Below are 15,256 nucleotides of genomic sequence, written 5' to 3'. Positions count from 1 at the left end.
GCCTCCCGCCTACGAAGTCGATCCGCCCGTGCCCAGGGCGGTCGAGTACATCGACATATACAGGCTGTACACGTTCGTCGCGAAACGCTGCTGGTCGCTTGTATCGGCTACCTTTTCAAGTTCCGCCTCAAGACTGACCTCATTCTTGTCAGGGGAGGCGGAGCCACCGGTCCGATCCGTCCTGGCACTGCCGCCCTGGCCGGCCATGTGACCCGGTTCGGTCTGGGCCAGCGTCATGCCCATCTGTTCCTGCAGGACGCCCTGGAATGGGGTCATATCCTTCGGCACGTATCCAGGTGTGTTTGCATTGGCCACGTTGCCCGCGAGGACGGACTCACGGGCTTCAAGCCAGTGCAGCCGATCCTTGGCCAAACCCAGCAGATCCGTCCCGCCGTTGGCTGATGCGGCCTGGGACAATGCTTCCAGCATACGACATCACTTCCATTTCTTTCCGTGGTGACACCACGGCCTGAACAGCATTCAATAGTCCAGTAGACTGGATAGCCATACTTGCCCCGGCCGCACAAGGCCGTTTCCGGAAGACCATTCCAAAAACGTCACGACAGGCGAGCGACGCCACAGCCCACGCTCACCAATATCCGCCGATCACATGCCGCGGTTGGTCGCCGCCCGGGTCGGCGTTCGACGACCACGCGCTCCAGTCCCAAAGGGCGGTATCACGCCGGTTCTCGGCCACCATCGCCTCGAGATCCTGCTGGACCGATGCCGCCTTGCGTCCATTTTTGGTTGCCGCCGTCCCGCGCAGCGTCCTGTAGGCGGATTCCGAGCCCATATAGACGCAGCCACAACCGACCGGATCGGCATAGAGATAGATCGGCCCCATTGAGGACGGGCGGTACGTCAGCTGGCCCGGAGGAAGTGTGTTCATCATGGCGTAGCGCGCCGTCGTATCCGCCGGATGTGCAACGAAGCCTGCCTGCGACAACGCCATTCCCTTCTCCAGATAAGGCCTGGCCGGCGATGAGCATCCGGCGGCGCCCGTGCAGAGCAGCACGACCGCGACCAACGCACCATGGCAACGCGGCCTTGCGGCGCGGCCGCTGCAACGACTGCTTTCGCCCATCTGGCTATCCTCCGTCCCGGAGCAGCATCGTGATCGGCCCCACGGCCCGATCATCCATGTCAGGCATCAATGCTGACCGCTTCGTCGTCGGTCAGGCACAGCGGCGGGAAGCTGACATAGGACTTCAACTGCGCGTAGTGGCGATTCATCAGGGTGTCGATACCGGTCGCCTGAAGGATACGCCCCCCCAGGCAGACATGAGGAACCTTCACCGTCGTCAGCGGAAGACAGCGCTTGATCATCTTCCTGGCGCCGGCCGGCGAAATCGCATAGCCGCACGTTCCGAAGGTCTCCGTCAGCCTGAACGGAAGAGTCGTCACGTCCATCTCCCGGAAGGCATCGACGCCTTCTCTGACGGAGGCCTGGGGGACGATGGCGAAGCACTGCGTAATTCCCGGCAGAAGCTCGAACAGGGTCATGCCGCGGTGGTTGTTGCCCCACAGGATGATTTCCCAATCCACCGGCAGGCCGGCAATGATCCGCGCGCTTTCCTGCTCGAAGTTGCGGCAGAGATAGGCATCGTCCTCGAAAATATATGCGGGGACACCACTTTCCGCGACGTTCCCCCATAGCGCGACATGAGCAAGCCCGGCGCCCAGCGCCGCGCGCGTGAACGTACACGCGTCCGATACCAGCCCCATCTCCTTCATCGCGTCGATATCCATCGTCTCGCCATCGACACCAGGGGAGCGTTCGAACCCCGGCACATGGGCGTTGGCGGCCAGGAACCGCTCGGCCCGCTCCGGAGTCCGGTCGAGGCTGATGAAGAATTTACGCATGTAGGATTCCTGCCATGAAGATACGCGCAGCGCCGCCGTAGGCACATGCGGGGATGACGGGCCGGACGATGATCCCCGCCGCGTCGTTGATTGGGTATGTCGTCAGACGTCGCTGCGCAATCTCAGCGCCCCCGAGGCGATCGTATCCGCCCCATAATGACCCGAGGAGACGTACCCGGCGGATGACGCCTGGGCCGCGTCCACGATCAGTCTGATCACCGCATTCTGGGCGTCGATCGCATTCTTCAGAAGCTTGCGATTGGTACGCACCAGGGCGCCGAACTGTCTTGCCGCTTCTTCCAGATCCGGGGTGGCCAGCGCACGCTTCTGCTCGGCATCGCCCTCATTGGCGGACAACGCGTCTTCAAGCGCCGCCATCTCCTTCTGCTTCATCGGAAGCATGGCCGCCACGTCTTTCAGTTTCCCGGCGGCCAGAAGGTGATTCTCCTTTTCCAGCGCGGCACACACCCGCCGAAAGTGATGCAGGAGACGCGCGCCCGATCCAGCCCGGGAGAAAATCATGACTGGGCCTTTTCCTGCATGGCCAGCATCTGCCGATAAACGCTGTCGGCCAGGCCGATCCCACCGGAATTGGCGATCTTCTTGCCCATTTCCGACACCTGGAGCGACCGGAACTGCGATTCCGCCGCCCCCCCCCCGAACATGTCGTTCGTGGTGTCGACGGTGTCGAACATCGGCTGGATCAGTTCGCCGATGGTCAATCCCTCGAATTCGACGGCGGCCTTGTGCGCCTGTTCCGCCGTGCGGGTGTCCTTGGCGGACGGCGCGGGCGACAATTGCTGCTGGACGGAGGACAGCGAGGCCGCGATGCTTCCGATGCTCATGTTCCCTACCTTACCTCCAGATCCGCCTGCAGGGCGCCATCGGCCTTGATGGCCTGCAGGATACTGATCATGTCCCGTGGCCCCATGCCCAGTGCATTCATGCCGCCCACGAGGCTGGCAAGGGTCGGGCCCTCGCGCAATATCCCGAGACGATGCGTACTGTCGGTGCTGGCGGTGATCTGCGTTCGCGGCACGACCGCGGTCTGCCCGTTCGTGAAGGGGGCCGCCGGGACGGCCTGCGGCGTCTCCGTGATCTGGATGGTCAGGTTGCCCTGGGCGATCGCCACCGTGGTGATACGCACGTTGTCGCCCATCACGATCGTGCCGCTGGCCTCGTCCACCACGACCTTGGCCATGGTATCAGGTTCGATGAGGAGGTCGCCGATCCGGTAAAGCGTCTGCGACGGATCGCGCCCCGTCAGGTTGACCGCGACCGTCCGGGGATCATCGACCCGGGCGATGCCCCGGCCGATATGACTGTTGATGGCATCGGCGATCCGTGTCGCCGTCGTGAAGTTGGGATTGTACAAGGAAAGCCGGATGAAGCCCTTTTCCCCGAGCATCACCGGAACCTCACGCTCGACCACGCCACCGTTGGCGATATGGCCGCTGGTCGGGATATTCCGCGTGACGTTGGCAGCCTGGCCGGTCGCGGTGAAGGCATTCGTCACCAGCGAGCCCTGGGCCACGGCATAGACCTCGCCATCGGCGGCCTGGAGCGGTGTCACGAGCAGGGTGCCGCCGGTCAGAGCGCGGGCATCGCCCACAGCGGAAACGGTGACATCGATATGTCCGCCGCCATGCGAAAAAGGCGGCAGTGTGGCCGTGACCATCACGGCGGCCACGTCGTGCGTCTGCAACTGGATTTCCCGGTCGCGAATATTCACGCCCAGCCGGTTCAGCATGCTGATCAGCGTCTCTCGCGTGAAGATCGTGTTGGTCAGGCGATCGCCGCTCCCGTTCAGACCGACGACGAGACCGTAGCCGACGAGCTGGTTGTCCCGCACGCCTTCGTAATCGACGATATCCTTGATCCTGACCTGCTCGCCTCTGGCTGACGACATCGGGGCCATCCCGGTTACCAGAAGAGCCACCGCGGCCAGCAGGATACTCCAGCGCGACAGTCCGCCTCGATATCCGACAGTCGCCTTGAGGCGATTCCTCATAGAACTGGTCACCCTTGCGTTTCAGCCCATGACTTTCCGAGGACAGGCCACAGCTTCGCGGCAAGGATACGCGCCCAGGCCATGACATTCAATGGCCATGGCCATCCTCTGTTCCATGCCGGGACGGATCGCCGGCAAAAAAACATTCATGGTTGCGCGGAATTTGGATATGGAGATCGGAATGGACGCCATGCCGATCCCTTGCCTGCGTCGCCGGTCCCGCATGGCTCTTATCACGACTGCCATTCTGGTCCACCCGGTATGGAACGCTTCTGCCCGCTCGCCGCAGGCTTCGCTGTGCGTGGAGGCGACGACACAGGCCGAGCGGGCACTGCATATCCCCGATGGATTCCTTGCCGCGATGAGCCGGGTCGAAAGCGGAAGGCCGGAACCGGACGGCATGATCTCCGCGTGGCCCTGGACCATCACCGTCAACGGGGTCGGGCATTACTACATGACCCGCGAAGACGCCATCGCCGCCGTCCAGATGTTCCGCCAGCAGGGAAACCCGTCGATCGATGTCGGCTGCATGCAGGTCAACCTCCAGCAGCATCCGGACGCTTTTTCCACCCTGGATCAGGCTTTCGATCCTGTTCGCAACGCGCGCTACGCCGCCACCTTTCTCCTGAAATTGCACGACAAGATGGGCAGTTGGCCCCGGGCGGCGGCGGCCTATCATTCGCAGACGCCCGGCATCGGCACGCCCTATCAATGGAAGGTGCTGGAGGCATGGGCTGTTCCGCAGGACGGGCGCGACCCGCAGATATCGCCCCGAAAGGACGCCCGGGCCGCGCCCTATTTCGCGGCACAGACCTTCCCCCGTCCGCTTGTCCCCGCCTTGGCGCCGCACCAGCCCGTCATGGCGGCGGCACCGGCCGGAATGACGACGACGCCGGTCAGGGCGTTCCATCCCTTCGTCGGCAACCGGAATTTTGCCCCACCGTCTCCGAACAGGCCGGTCACAAAAGGCACGCAGGGACGGACACTGGCTTCATACCGCGCGGCACCCGTGGCCCTGGCCGCGCCACGGCGGCTGGCGCCACAGCCGGGTTAGCATCCCGCGTTCCAGGCAGCGACCCAGTCATGCAGGGCCGCGCCGACCTCGCGCAGGACGGAAGCGAATGATTTTTCCCGCGCGCGGAACAAGCGCATGGTGGGGTACCATGCCGATGTGGCTCCCTCGTCTCCCCACCGCCAGCAAGCGTCCCGCCGGCTGATGAGCCACACCGGACGTCCCAGCGCGCCCGCCAGGTGAAGCGGCGAGGTATCGACGGAGATGACCAGGTCCAGATTTTCCATAATGGCGGCGGTGTCGGCCATGTCGCGGACACTATCCATCGGGTCGCACAATTTCTGGCCTTCCCATGCGGCAATTTCCTCACGCGGCGGGCCAAACTGGAGACTGACCAAAGTAGCCGATACGGGACTCAGGGCCTGCGCCATTTCCGCAAGCGTCATGGATCGGCGCTTGTCGGTGGCAACATTTTCCGCCTTCACGCGCCGGTCTCCGGCCCACACGAGACCGATGCGCGGCCGTCCTGCGGGAAGCGCGGCGGCAAATTTCGCGATCCCGCCGGGATCAGCCCGCAGGTAAGGAATAGGCACACTGACGTCGCATTCGGACATCACACCAGCGACAAAAGGCAGATCCGGGATCGGAACAGCATAGCTGAAACTGCCTCTCGCGCCGAAATCCGACAGTATGCTGATGATGGACATGTCGGGAAAGGACAGGGCCAGAAGGCGTGCCAAGGAGGCCGGGACCGCGATCGTCACCTTCGCTCCCCTCTTCACCAGATAAGGCACGAAGCGGACGAACTGGAGCGTGTCTCCAAGTCCTTGCTCCTGATAGACGATTATATTCTTCCCGGCCACGTCGTCGCCTAGGCGGAGGCGGGGCAGCGACAGGAACCACATCTCGCCGTTGGTCATCGGGACCCGCTCGACGTAGCGTGCCCATCCTTCCCGAAAATTTCCCGCCTTGAGCAGCGCAAGCGCGTATCCGAAGGCGATGGCCGGATTCTCCGGGGCCAGCATCAGGGCCTTCTTGTACCACGGGATCGCCTCGGCGGAGCGGCCAAGACGCTGAAGTGTACACCCCATGTTATTGGCGAGTGCGGCATTGGGTTCCCCTTCCTTGAGCCAAAAAGAAAGAACCTGCAGCGCCTCAAGAGGGTATCCCGCCTCCAGGAACGATACGGATATATGCTCGCACAGATCAGTGCGCTTTGCCGGATACCGGACCATCATCTCGGAAAACACTGCGCATCCGCCGGCAACATCACCTCCTGCCACAAGAGCGTCCGCCAGGCTGAGCCGCGCCAGGATATGATTCGGCTCCAAGCGTAACACACGCTGCAGAAGCGTCGCCACGACGTCATGCCGAGCCGTGTGCTTCGATATCAGCGCCGCCGCTGCCAGAGCCAGAGCCGCGTCGTCCGGATGACCAGACACAACCTCCAGAGCCAGACGCGCGGCGTCCCTGCCCTGCCCCCGCGAGAAGAAGGTCTCACAGACCTGGGTCAGGTTTTTGGGTGTCGGAGACTGCAACAATCCGACCAACCAGACATCCACGTCCAGGGGCGGCATCGTCGTTTTTTCACGCAAGAGTAGATCGCGATGGGCGGAATCAATCACGCCCCTTTGCCCGGTTGCCAGTCCTTCACCCATTCACGCAGGGCTTCGCCGACCTCGCACAGGACGGGGCCGAAAGTTCTCTCCCGCGCGCGGAAGACACGCATGGTCGGATACCATGCCGATGTATCCCCCTCGGCACCCCATCGCCAACATGCATCCCACCGGCTCACAAGCCACGTCGGACAGCCGAGTCCGCCGGACAGATGTAACGGCGAGGTATCGACGGAAATGAACAGATCGAGATTTTTCATGATGGCGGCGGTATCCGCCATGTCGCGAACACCACCCATCGGATCGAACAGGGGCTGGCCTTTCCACGCTGCGATCTCCGTATGTCGAACTCCGAACTGGAGGTTCACCAGGGTGGCCTCCACAGGGGCTATGGCCTCGCCCATCATGGCAAGGGTCGTGGATCGGCGCCTGTCGGCCGCAGCCAGCTCGGGCCTCCCGCGCCGCTCACCAGCCCACACAAGACCGATACGGGGCCGACTAGCGGGAAACTGGGCCGCAAATTTCGCAATATCGTCGGCATCGGCCCGAAAATAGGGAATATTCGCGGGGATATCGCTTTCGGACATCACGCCGCCGATAAAGGGCAGGTCCGGGATCGGAGCGGCATAGCTATAGCCATCCTCCACCTCCTGGCCGAATTCTTCGATCAACCTGACGGATGCGCCCGGGAACGACTGTGTCAGAAGACGCAGGAGAGCCTTCGGGACCACGATCGTCACGTCCGCGCCCTTCTCCTGCAGGTAAGGGACGAACCGGATGAACTGGAGGGTATCTCCCAGTCCCTGCTCTTGATAGAGGATAATTCTTTTGCCAGCCACATCATCGCTGGGGCGCAGGCGGGGCAACGACATGAACCACCACTTCACACCGTTGGTCAGCGGAACCCGCTGGGCATAGCGCGCCCATCCTTCCCGAAAATTCCCCGCCTTGAGAAGGCTGACCGAGTATCCGAATGTGGCAGTCGCGTTCTCCGGCTCCATCGCCATGGCCTTCTTGTACCATGGGATAGCCTCGGCGGGGCGACCAAGACGATCAAGTATGCATGCCATATTGTTTGCAAGTGAAAAACTCGCGTCTCCTTCCTGGAGCCAGGCGGTCAAAATCTCCAACCCTTCGCGAAGATATCCCGCGTCCACGAGCGAAGAGGACATATGTTCGCATAAACCGATGCGCTCTCCGGGATAGCGAGCCATCATGTCTGCAAAAAGAGCGCATCCTCCAGCGATATCGCCACCTGCCACAAGGGCGTCCGCGAGGATGGTCTGGGCCCCGACGCTGTCCGGCTCCACCTTCAGCGCACGTCGGGCGAGCGTTGCCACAACATCGTACAGGGCGGTATACCGCGCGATCAAGGTCGCTGCGACCAGAGCCAAGGTCTCGTTGTCCGGGTGCCTGGACACCACCTCAAGAGCCAGACGAATGGCCTCGAGGACTTCCCCCTTCAAAAAGAGGCCGTCGACCATGTTATTGAAACTCTCGGCTGTCGGAGAGCGCAGCACGGTGTCTCGCGCAATGTCGGCATCCGAGCACTGCGTCGCCTCGCCTTCACATGACGGCACCGCTTCTGTTTCCTGCATCCTGATCCCCTGCCGCTTCCGTCGCGCGCCCTGCCAGCCGCGGGATCATTCCCGCGCGTTCCCGCATGGCCTGTCATCATGAAGGGGATTATGGCCATAAGATTCGAGACAATGGAACGCCTGTCGCCGTCATTTTCCGGCCTTGCCCGGGACCCGCGATAACGGTAGTTTCCGGCCCTGAAGTCACAGCCCTGCGACCGGAGACGAATGGTCGGGCAAGCCGCTGGCCATGCGCCTGGCAGAGGGCAGTGGTTCATCCCACTCGAAAGGAAACACGGCTCTTGGATACCGCCGGTGACAGCGAAGTCAAGAAGCCGGGCGGCGGCAGACTGGCCGAAATAACGGCCGCAGCGCGACAGAAGATTTCATCTGCCTCCCGCAACGTGACCCTTTCGGCCGAGACGCTGCGAAGCGGGGGATGGCGGGCAACCTCGTGGCGTTCCCTGGTTCCCGGCACGGACGTTGGCCTCGCCCTGGGCGTGGTCGTCCTGCTGGCCATCCTGATCATTCCGCTTCCGACCTTCATCCTCGACATGGGTCTTTCGCTGTCGATCACGTCGTCCGTGCTGGTCCTGATGGTGGCGCTGTTCCTCGAGCGCACGCTCGACTTCACGTCGTTTCCCACCCTGCTCCTGCTGACGACCCTGCTGCGCCTGTCGCTCGAAATCGCGACCACGCGCCTGATCCTCAGCCATGGCAGCGAGGGCACCTACGCCGCCGGACATGTGGTGGCCGCCTTCGGCGGGTTCCTGATGGGGGGCGACCTTTTCATCGGCGGGATCGTGTTCTGCATCCTGCTGGTCGTGAACTTCATGGTCATCACGAAGGGTTCGGGACGCATCGCCGAAGTGGCGGCCCGGTTCTTCCTGGACTCGATGCCCGGCAAGCAGATGGCGATCGACGCCGACCTCTCGTCCGGGGCGATCAACGAACGGACCGCGCGCGCGAAACGCAAGGAACTGGAAGACGAGAGCGCCTTCTACGGCGCGATGGACGGCGCCGCCAAGTTCGTTCGGGGAGACGCGATCGCCGGCCTGATCATCACGGCGATCAACATCGTCGGCGGCCTGGCCATCGGTATCCTGCGGCATGACATGCCCCTGAGCGAGGCCGCCAGCACCTTTACCACGCTGACGGTCGGTGACGGGCTGGTCTCGCAAATCCCCGCCCTGCTGGTGTCGACCGCCGCCGGTATCGTCGTCACCAAGGGGGGCTCCGACGGATCGACCGACGTCACGCTGGTCCGGCAGTTGGGCGGCAATCCGAAACCGCTGGCCGTCGCCGGCGGGCTGTCGGCCCTCTTCGCCATCATGCCCGGTCTGCCCGCCCTTCCCTTCCTCGTCATCGCCGTCGGGGCCGGCATCGGGGCGTGGATGCGCCACAAGACCCCCGTCAAGGATGGGGACGGAGACGTCACCCAGATCTCGCCCCAGCCGACGGCGCCGCCGATTTCCGAGATGCTCAAGCTGGACCTGCTGCGCCTGGAACTCGGCTTCGGTCTCCTGCCCCTGACGAGCGGGGAGAATCCGCAACTGACCGAACAGATCAAGGCGCTACGCCGGACGGTTGCCACCGAACTGGGCTTCATCACCCCGCCCGTGCGGATACAGGACAACATCCTGCTTCCGTCGGATAATTACGTCATCAAGCTCAAGGAAATCGAAATCGGATCCGGCGAGGTCAAGCCGGGGAAACTGATGGCCATGAGTCCGTCCGGCGGCGCGCCGGACCTTCCTGGCGACCGAACGACGGAGCCGGCATTCGGCCTTCCCGCCGTATGGATCGACCCCTCGCTCAAGCCCAAGGCGGTCGCCATGAAATGCACCATCGTGGACCCGGCTAGCGTCATCGTCACGCATCTCAGCGAAGCGGTGAGGCAGAACCTTCCCGACCTGCTGACCTATGTCGCCACCCAGACATTGCTGGACGACCTTCCGCGTGAGCAGCAGAAGCTGGTCAACGACCTGATTCCGTCGCAGGTGCCGTTAAGCACGATCCAGCGCGTCCTGCAGTCGCTCCTGGCCGAGCGCGTCTCGATCCGCGATCTTCCGACCATCCTCGAGAGCATCCAGGAAGGATGCAGCCTTGGCCTCCGTGGCGTGCAGGCCCTGACCGGCCACGTGCGGGTTCGCCTTTCCCGGCAGATCTGCAACGCGCTGGTTGGCGGGGCCGGATACATTCCCATGATTACCCTGTCAGCGGAATGGGAGGCCGAATTCATGGCCCATATCACCGGACAGGCCGACGATCGGCGGCTGGCCATGCCGCCTTCCATGCTGAACAAATTCGTCGGAAAACTGCGCGAGGTCTTCAATACGGTCTCGGCGAGCGGAGAGATCCCCGTCGTGGTCGTTTCCACCCCGGTCAGGGATTCCATGCGTTCGATCGTGGAACGCGTGCGCCCATCGGTTTCGGTCCTCTCGCAATCCGAGATATATCCGCGCTCTCGCATCAAGACGGTCGCGACAATCACCTGAGGGCGTTACCGTCTCCCACACAGGACCAACAGCATACAAAAAAGCCCGGGCAGAACCCGGGCTTTTTTCGTCGAATGGTTATTGCCAGGAAGGCTTCAGCAGCGGAGGACCCTGGTCACGTTGATGCTGCGCGGAGTTCCCTGCCCACCAGGTCGCGGACGCTCCGGCATCCGCCGCCTGCTCCGGCGTGCCGTCACTTCCCAGGGAAACATGGGGAGGGCGGAAACTCCGCACACCGGCCAGGTATTGCGAGACAAGGTTCACACGCTCCGGCGTCATGTTCCCCATGATGGCCGAAACCTTCCGGGGGTTCATCTTGTTCACGACGGATACCAGCACGTGGATATCCATGATGTTGAAGACAGCGGCGGCCGCCTTTGCAGGCATTTCCTCGTATATTTTCACCAGCCTGTCGGTTTCGGCCGACATGGTCTCCTGATGGGCCGCCTGCTTTTCGGCAAGCGACGCCATGGACATGTCGAGTTCGTGCATTCTCTCGTCAAGCGCGACCCTGGCCGCTTCGAGAACGTGCTTCTGCTCGTCCAGGTCCCGCTGCTCACTGTCAAAACTGGATCGGCGCGCCAGGATGTCCTTGACCAGGCCGGCCTCTGCCTTGCTGACATCGGGGTCGGTGTCGCTGCCCTGCGCAGCCGCCGCCTTTTCCATCCCGACGCAGGATATATCCTTCGGGCAGTCTCCTTCGGACACGGCGACCTTCTGCACGGTGGCAGGCGCAGCCGTCTGAGTGGCCTCGCCATCATGCCCGCCGGGCTGAATGAGGGACACCCATCCCTCGGCCGTCTTGCGGGCTGCCGCCACATCCCCGGACACTGTGCCGGACACCTGGGCGGACATGGACCGGGCATCGCCGACGATCGACTCGGTATATGTCCCTTCCGCCGCCTTGGCCTGGCCCATGAGGGTCTGCCCGGACGTTTCCGTGCCGTCATCTCTCAGGTATTCGGCAAGGGAATGCATGTTCATGGCCAGGAGAAGTGTCATCAGGCTCGACGAAATATGCACAAGTTTCCCGAACGACAGACGGGGTATCAGCATTTCAACCTAGTCCACTAGCAGTTTTTCTGGCGGGCGTAGCAAGTAATGTCTCAGAAAGAAGTCAAACACTTTCCCTGTCGGACCAGGCCGATGCCGCTTTTGTTTCAGCGGTCCGGCTTATTCGCCCCTATGGATCGACTGCCGTCTCCTTCGCCTTGTCTAGCCATGCTATAGCCTTTCGCCCAGCTTTCTGAAACCTTTTTCCATCCGGCTGCATCGTTGCCGTCATAATCCAGCCGCATCCGTGTGCTCGCCGTTCCGCCGCGCCTTGGCGGACAGCATGTCCCGAAAGGCGTGGAAGATTTTCTGCATCTGGGGAATTTTATAAGGAAACAGCGCGGGGTCGTCAGCCGCATGGATCACCAGCGCATTCGACAATTCGAAAACCAGCAGATCTCCATCCCGGGTTTCCGCGCAGTCGAATCCAACATAGTCGAGCCCGATGCGTTCATGAATCGCGGCCATGGCACGACCGTGCCGAACCGCGAAATCATCATCGAAACGTGCCATCCGGGACGCCTCTTCCGCCCGCCGGGCCGGATCGGCCTTCATTTCCTTGTAGGGATAATGGACGACCCAATGTTCGGAAATTCCCATGTGGGCCAGAAAAGGATGCCCGTCGATCAGGACCACGCGGAATTTGCGAAACAGACCGTCAGCCGAGGCGTAATCGATAAAGTTGGAAACAAAGAACTGTTCGGCGTCGGCTTGCCGCAGATACACGGCAATATCCTCAGACGCCTCGATCCGGCTGAGCTGGATACCGCCATGGGCGCCCTGGGGACGGACGATGATCGGAAAGCGGAGGTCGCCCCACTGGTGCGGCCGCGAGACCGCGCCAGTCGCAAGTTGCTCCAGCGCGGCACGATCGATGCGGTAGGTCGGGGTCATGCACAGTCCCGGCACGTCGTGAAGCACGTCGAACGCCTCGGCACGGGACAGGTGGGGAATATTTTGCGGCCGGTTGAGAACAGGCCGTTGCCAGTCCTTCAGGTAGACAGCGAGTTGGGCGAGCGTCGCCCTGTGGGAATCCGCCTCGCCAATGGCCACGAAGACGACGTCGTGGGGCGGCAGGCGCGCCGGCCATGCAAGGCCAGGCCCCACATACAGCACGTCGATCGTCATCCCCGCGTTTTCGAGGATGCATTCCAGCGGCGTGTTCGCCGTCAGGTCACCCGGCGTCTTGATGACCAGCAGATGGAGTGCCTGATCACCGCCGCTGGCAATGCGGAACACCTGCCGCAGTTTCAGCGCCTCGTCCAGGATGGCCAGGCCGCTTTCCTTCTGGAAACGCAACTGATGGATCAAGGCCAGGTCGAGCAGCGCGTAGGCATCGGCCTCGCGTTCGGCGCGCGCGATCAATCCCGGCACATGACGAGCAATGTCCACTTCCTGCAAGGCCGTCCGAAACAGTTCCGCCAGCCCCAGCAATGGGGGCGCAGCCCCCTGCTCTTCGCTATCGGAAAGCACCAGCGCGCCGGCGGCGCCGGGGGATGTGTCAAGCAGGGACATTCAGGAAATCAACCTTCGCGGTTCGCACAGTATTTTCGATTGCGGCCGTATAGCGGGGCCTGTGCCTAGCACAGCAAAAACCCCACAGCCTGTTTGGGCGGTGGGGGGTTCCAAGTCAATATGGTTGCGGGGACAGGATTTGAACCTGTGACCTTCAGGTTATGAGCCTGACGAGCTACCGGGCTGCTCCACCCCGCGCTGGTGTGGTGTGTGTGTTGTGAGGGGTGGACTGGAAGACCTGGCGGCGACCGACTTTCCCGCGTCTTGAGACGCAGTATCATAGGCGCTGGGGCATTTCACGGCCGAGTTCGGGATGGGATCGGGTGGGTCTATCCCCGCCATGGCCACCAGGTCGTCCAGTCCACCCTGTGGGGTGTTATTGGGCGTGTGAGGTTGGTGCGGTGAGAGGTGAGTGTGTTGTGTGGATGATTGCTGTGCATGTGTGTTGCCTGCTGGGCAGGCGGTGTGAGTGAGCCTGTTGGGCGATTAGGACCAGTTAGCTGCACGCATTGCTGCGCTTTCACATCTGGCCTATCGACGTGATGGTCTATCACGGCCCTCGGGGAGACCTGGTTTTGAGGTGGGTTTCTCGCTTAGATGCTTTCAGCGATTATCCCGTCCAGACTTAGCTACCCGGCTGTGCCGCTGGCGCGACAACCGGTGCACCAGAGGTCTGTTCATCCCGGTCCTCTCGTACTAGGGACAAATCCTCTCAAGTCTCCAACACCCACGGCAGATAGGGACCGAACTGTCTCACGACGTTCTAAACCCAGCTCACGTACCACTTTAATCGGCGAACAGCCGAACCCTTGGGACCTGCTCCAGCCCCAGGATGTGATGAGCCGACATCGAGGTGCCAAACCTCCCCGTCGATGTGGACTCTTGGGGGAGATCAGCCTGTTATCCCTAGAGTACCTTTTATCCGTTGAGCGATGGCCCTTCCACGCGGGACCACCGGATCACTATGGCCGACTTTCGTCTCTGATCGAGCTGTCACTCTCACAGTCAGGCGGGCTTATGCCATTGCACTCAACAGTCGATGTCCGACCGACCTGAGCCCACCATCGCGCGCCTCCGTTACACTTTGGGAGGCGACCGCCCCAGTCAAACTGCCCACCATGCAGGGTCCCGGACCAGGCTTACTGGTCTCGGTTAGACATCAGAAACAGTCAGGGTGGTATTTCAAGGATGGCTCCACCGGAACTGGCGCCCCGGGTTCAAAGCCTCCCACCTATCCTACACAGAATGTCTCTGATGCCACTGCAAAGCTGCAGTAAAGGTTCATAGGGTCTTTCCGTCTGACCGCGGGTACCCCGCATCTTCACGGGGAATTCAATTTCGCTGAGCCGATGCTGGAGACAGCGGGGAAGTCGTTACGCCATTCGTGCAGGTCGGAACTTACCCGACAAGGAATTTCGCTACCTTAGGACCGTTATAGTTACGGCCGCCGTTTACCGGGGCTTCAATTCAGTGCTTGCACACCTCCTCTTAACCTTCCGGCACCGGGCAGGCGTCAGGCCGTATACGTCGTCTCTCGACTTCGCACAGCCCTGTGTTTTTACTAAACAGTCGCTACCCCCTGGTCTGTGCCACCCACCGATGGTTGCCCAACGATGGGTCTCGCTTATCCCGAAGTTACGCGAGTAATTTGCCTAGTTCCTTCAGCATCGTTCTCTCAAGCGCCTTGGTATGCTCTACCAGTCCACCTGTGTCGGTTTCGGGTACGGTCTATATGCCAGAGCTATTTCCTGGAATGCGCCAAAAGCCGGATCAATCCGTTAAGACCCGACAACATATTGCATTCGTCACTTCTGGCAGGCCCGGGAATATTCACCCGGTTTCCATCGACTACGGCTTTCGCCCTCGCCTTAGGGGCCGGCTCACCCTGCGCGGATTAACCTTGCGCAGGAACCCTTGGACTTTCGGCGACAGTGTTTCTCGCACTGTTTGTCGCTACTCATGTCAGCATTCGCACTTCCGATATCTCCAGAGAGGGTCACCCCGTCTCCTTCACAGACCTACGGAACGCTCCGCTACCGCGCATACAAAGTATGCACCCACAGCTTCGGCACGTGGCTTGAGCCCCGTTACATTTTCGGCGCAGGGTTTCT

Annotated in this window: 12 protein-coding genes, 1 tRNA gene and 2 rRNA genes (1 of these 15 only partly in view); 2 read left to right on the top strand and 13 right to left on the bottom strand. The window is 61.9% G+C overall.

Annotation, left to right across the window (positions count from 1 at the left end; genetic code table 11):
* Window positions 1-9: 9 nt before the first annotated feature.
* The 6 genes from GDIA_RS17310 to GDIA_RS17285 all read right to left on the bottom strand — a co-directional run bounded on the left by GDIA_RS17310 (window position 10) and on the right by GDIA_RS17285 (window position 3,781).
* Complete coding sequence (locus tag GDIA_RS17310) at window positions 10-429, bottom strand: flagellar basal body rod protein FlgB (RefSeq protein ID WP_012554959.1); 420 nt, start codon at window positions 427-429, stop codon at window positions 10-12.
* 160 nt (window positions 430-589) lie between these two features.
* The gene (locus tag GDIA_RS17305; protein WP_012554958.1) at window positions 590-1,084 is read right to left on the bottom strand and encodes a hypothetical protein; all 495 of its coding nucleotides are present in this window, start codon (window positions 1,082-1,084) and stop codon (window positions 590-592) included.
* 59 nt (window positions 1,085-1,143) lie between these two features.
* The gene (locus tag GDIA_RS17300; protein ID WP_012554957.1) at window positions 1,144-1,863 is read right to left on the bottom strand and encodes a glycosyltransferase family 25 protein; all 720 of its coding nucleotides are present in this window, start codon (window positions 1,861-1,863) and stop codon (window positions 1,144-1,146) included.
* A gap of 102 nt (window positions 1,864-1,965) precedes the next feature.
* Complete coding sequence (locus GDIA_RS17295) at window positions 1,966-2,331, bottom strand: hypothetical protein (protein ID WP_244410141.1); 366 nt, start codon at window positions 2,329-2,331, stop codon at window positions 1,966-1,968.
* 50 nt (window positions 2,332-2,381) lie between these two features.
* The gene (locus tag GDIA_RS17290; RefSeq protein WP_012554955.1) at window positions 2,382-2,708 is read right to left on the bottom strand and encodes a rod-binding protein; all 327 of its coding nucleotides are present in this window, start codon (window positions 2,706-2,708) and stop codon (window positions 2,382-2,384) included.
* A 5-nt stretch (window positions 2,709-2,713) separates the two neighbouring features.
* Window positions 2,714-3,781 carry a flagellar basal body P-ring protein FlgI gene (locus GDIA_RS17285; protein ID WP_231854308.1) on the bottom strand — a complete coding sequence of 356 codons (1,068 nt, stop codon included), beginning with the start codon at window positions 3,779-3,781 and terminating at the stop codon, window positions 2,714-2,716.
* A gap of 316 nt (window positions 3,782-4,097) precedes the next feature.
* Here GDIA_RS17285 and GDIA_RS17280 point away from each other — a divergent pair, with 316 nt between their 5' ends.
* Complete coding sequence (locus GDIA_RS17280; RefSeq protein WP_244410139.1) at window positions 4,098-4,928, top strand: transglycosylase SLT domain-containing protein; 831 nt, start codon at window positions 4,098-4,100, stop codon at window positions 4,926-4,928.
* Here the strand turns inward: GDIA_RS17280 and GDIA_RS17275 are convergent.
* Together GDIA_RS17275 and GDIA_RS17270 are read right to left on the bottom strand one after the other, a co-directional pair.
* A complete protein-coding gene (locus GDIA_RS17275) occupies window positions 4,925-6,544 on the bottom strand; it encodes a tetratricopeptide repeat-containing glycosyltransferase family protein (protein ID WP_244410137.1) in 1,620 nt (539 codons plus the stop codon). The genes GDIA_RS17280 and GDIA_RS17275 overlap by 4 nt on opposite strands.
* Window positions 6,508-8,100, bottom strand: coding sequence for a tetratricopeptide repeat protein (locus GDIA_RS17270; protein ID WP_012554951.1), 1,593 nt, complete (start codon window positions 8,098-8,100; stop codon window positions 6,508-6,510). The genes GDIA_RS17275 and GDIA_RS17270 overlap by 37 nt, the downstream gene beginning before the upstream one ends.
* A gap of 281 nt (window positions 8,101-8,381) precedes the next feature.
* Between GDIA_RS17270 and flhA the strand changes: the two genes are divergently transcribed.
* A complete protein-coding gene (gene flhA, locus GDIA_RS17265; protein WP_012554950.1) occupies window positions 8,382-10,577 on the top strand; it encodes a flagellar biosynthesis protein FlhA in 2,196 nt (731 codons plus the stop codon).
* A gap of 78 nt (window positions 10,578-10,655) precedes the next feature.
* On the opposite strand, the gene GDIA_RS17260 is transcribed toward flhA, so the two are convergent.
* From GDIA_RS17260 to GDIA_RS17240, 5 genes are all read right to left on the bottom strand, one after another.
* Window positions 10,656-11,633 carry a MotE family protein gene (locus tag GDIA_RS17260; RefSeq protein WP_012554949.1) on the bottom strand — a complete coding sequence of 326 codons (978 nt, stop codon included), beginning with the start codon at window positions 11,631-11,633 and terminating at the stop codon, window positions 10,656-10,658.
* 225 nt (window positions 11,634-11,858) lie between these two features.
* The gene (locus GDIA_RS17255) at window positions 11,859-13,145 is read right to left on the bottom strand and encodes an ATP-grasp domain-containing protein (RefSeq protein WP_012554948.1); all 1,287 of its coding nucleotides are present in this window, start codon (window positions 13,143-13,145) and stop codon (window positions 11,859-11,861) included.
* Window positions 13,146-13,266: 121 nt separating this feature from the next.
* Window positions 13,267-13,343: transfer RNA gene (locus tag GDIA_RS17250), tRNA-Met, on the bottom strand.
* Window positions 13,344-13,381: 38 nt separating this feature from the next.
* Window positions 13,382-13,497, bottom strand: a 5S ribosomal RNA gene (rrf, locus tag GDIA_RS17245).
* A gap of 113 nt (window positions 13,498-13,610) precedes the next feature.
* Window positions 13,611-15,256 (bottom strand): 23S ribosomal RNA (locus tag GDIA_RS17240); it runs 1,095 nt beyond the window's last position.

Source organism: Gluconacetobacter diazotrophicus PA1 5 (genome assembly GCF_000021325.1).
GTDB classification, from domain to species: Bacteria; Pseudomonadota; Alphaproteobacteria; order Acetobacterales; family Acetobacteraceae; genus Gluconacetobacter; species Gluconacetobacter diazotrophicus.
This window is presented reverse-complemented; position numbering and strand designations above follow the sequence as displayed.

What these genes read in the sequence shown, in the direction of transcription:
- GDIA_RS17310 (WP_012554959.1), bottom strand. Translation starts at nt 429, where the DNA reads ATGCTGGAAGCATTGTCCCAGGCCGCATCAGCCAACGGCGGGACGGAT.
- GDIA_RS17305 (WP_012554958.1), bottom strand. Translation starts at nt 1,084, where the DNA reads ATGGGCGAAAGCAGTCGTTGCAGCGGCCGCGCCGCAAGGCCGCGTTGC.
- GDIA_RS17300 (WP_012554957.1), bottom strand. Translation starts at nt 1,863, where the DNA reads ATGCGTAAATTCTTCATCAGCCTCGACCGGACTCCGGAGCGGGCCGAG.
- GDIA_RS17290 (WP_012554955.1), bottom strand. Translation starts at nt 2,708, where the DNA reads ATGAGCATCGGAAGCATCGCGGCCTCGCTGTCCTCCGTCCAGCAGCAA.
- GDIA_RS17285 (WP_231854308.1), bottom strand. Translation starts at nt 3,781, where the DNA reads ATGGCCCCGATGTCGTCAGCCAGAGGCGAGCAGGTCAGGATCAAGGAT.
- GDIA_RS17280 (WP_244410139.1), top strand. Translation starts at nt 4,098, where the DNA reads ATGGCTCTTATCACGACTGCCATTCTGGTCCACCCGGTATGGAACGCT.
- GDIA_RS17275 (WP_244410137.1), bottom strand. Translation starts at nt 6,544, where the DNA reads ATGGGTGAAGGACTGGCAACCGGGCAAAGGGGCGTGATTGATTCCGCC.
- GDIA_RS17270 (WP_012554951.1), bottom strand. Translation starts at nt 8,100, where the DNA reads ATGCAGGAAACAGAAGCGGTGCCGTCATGTGAAGGCGAGGCGACGCAG.
- GDIA_RS17260 (WP_012554949.1), bottom strand. Translation starts at nt 11,633, where the DNA reads ATGCTGATACCCCGTCTGTCGTTCGGGAAACTTGTGCATATTTCGTCG.
- GDIA_RS17255 (WP_012554948.1), bottom strand. Translation starts at nt 13,145, where the DNA reads ATGTCCCTGCTTGACACATCCCCCGGCGCCGCCGGCGCGCTGGTGCTT.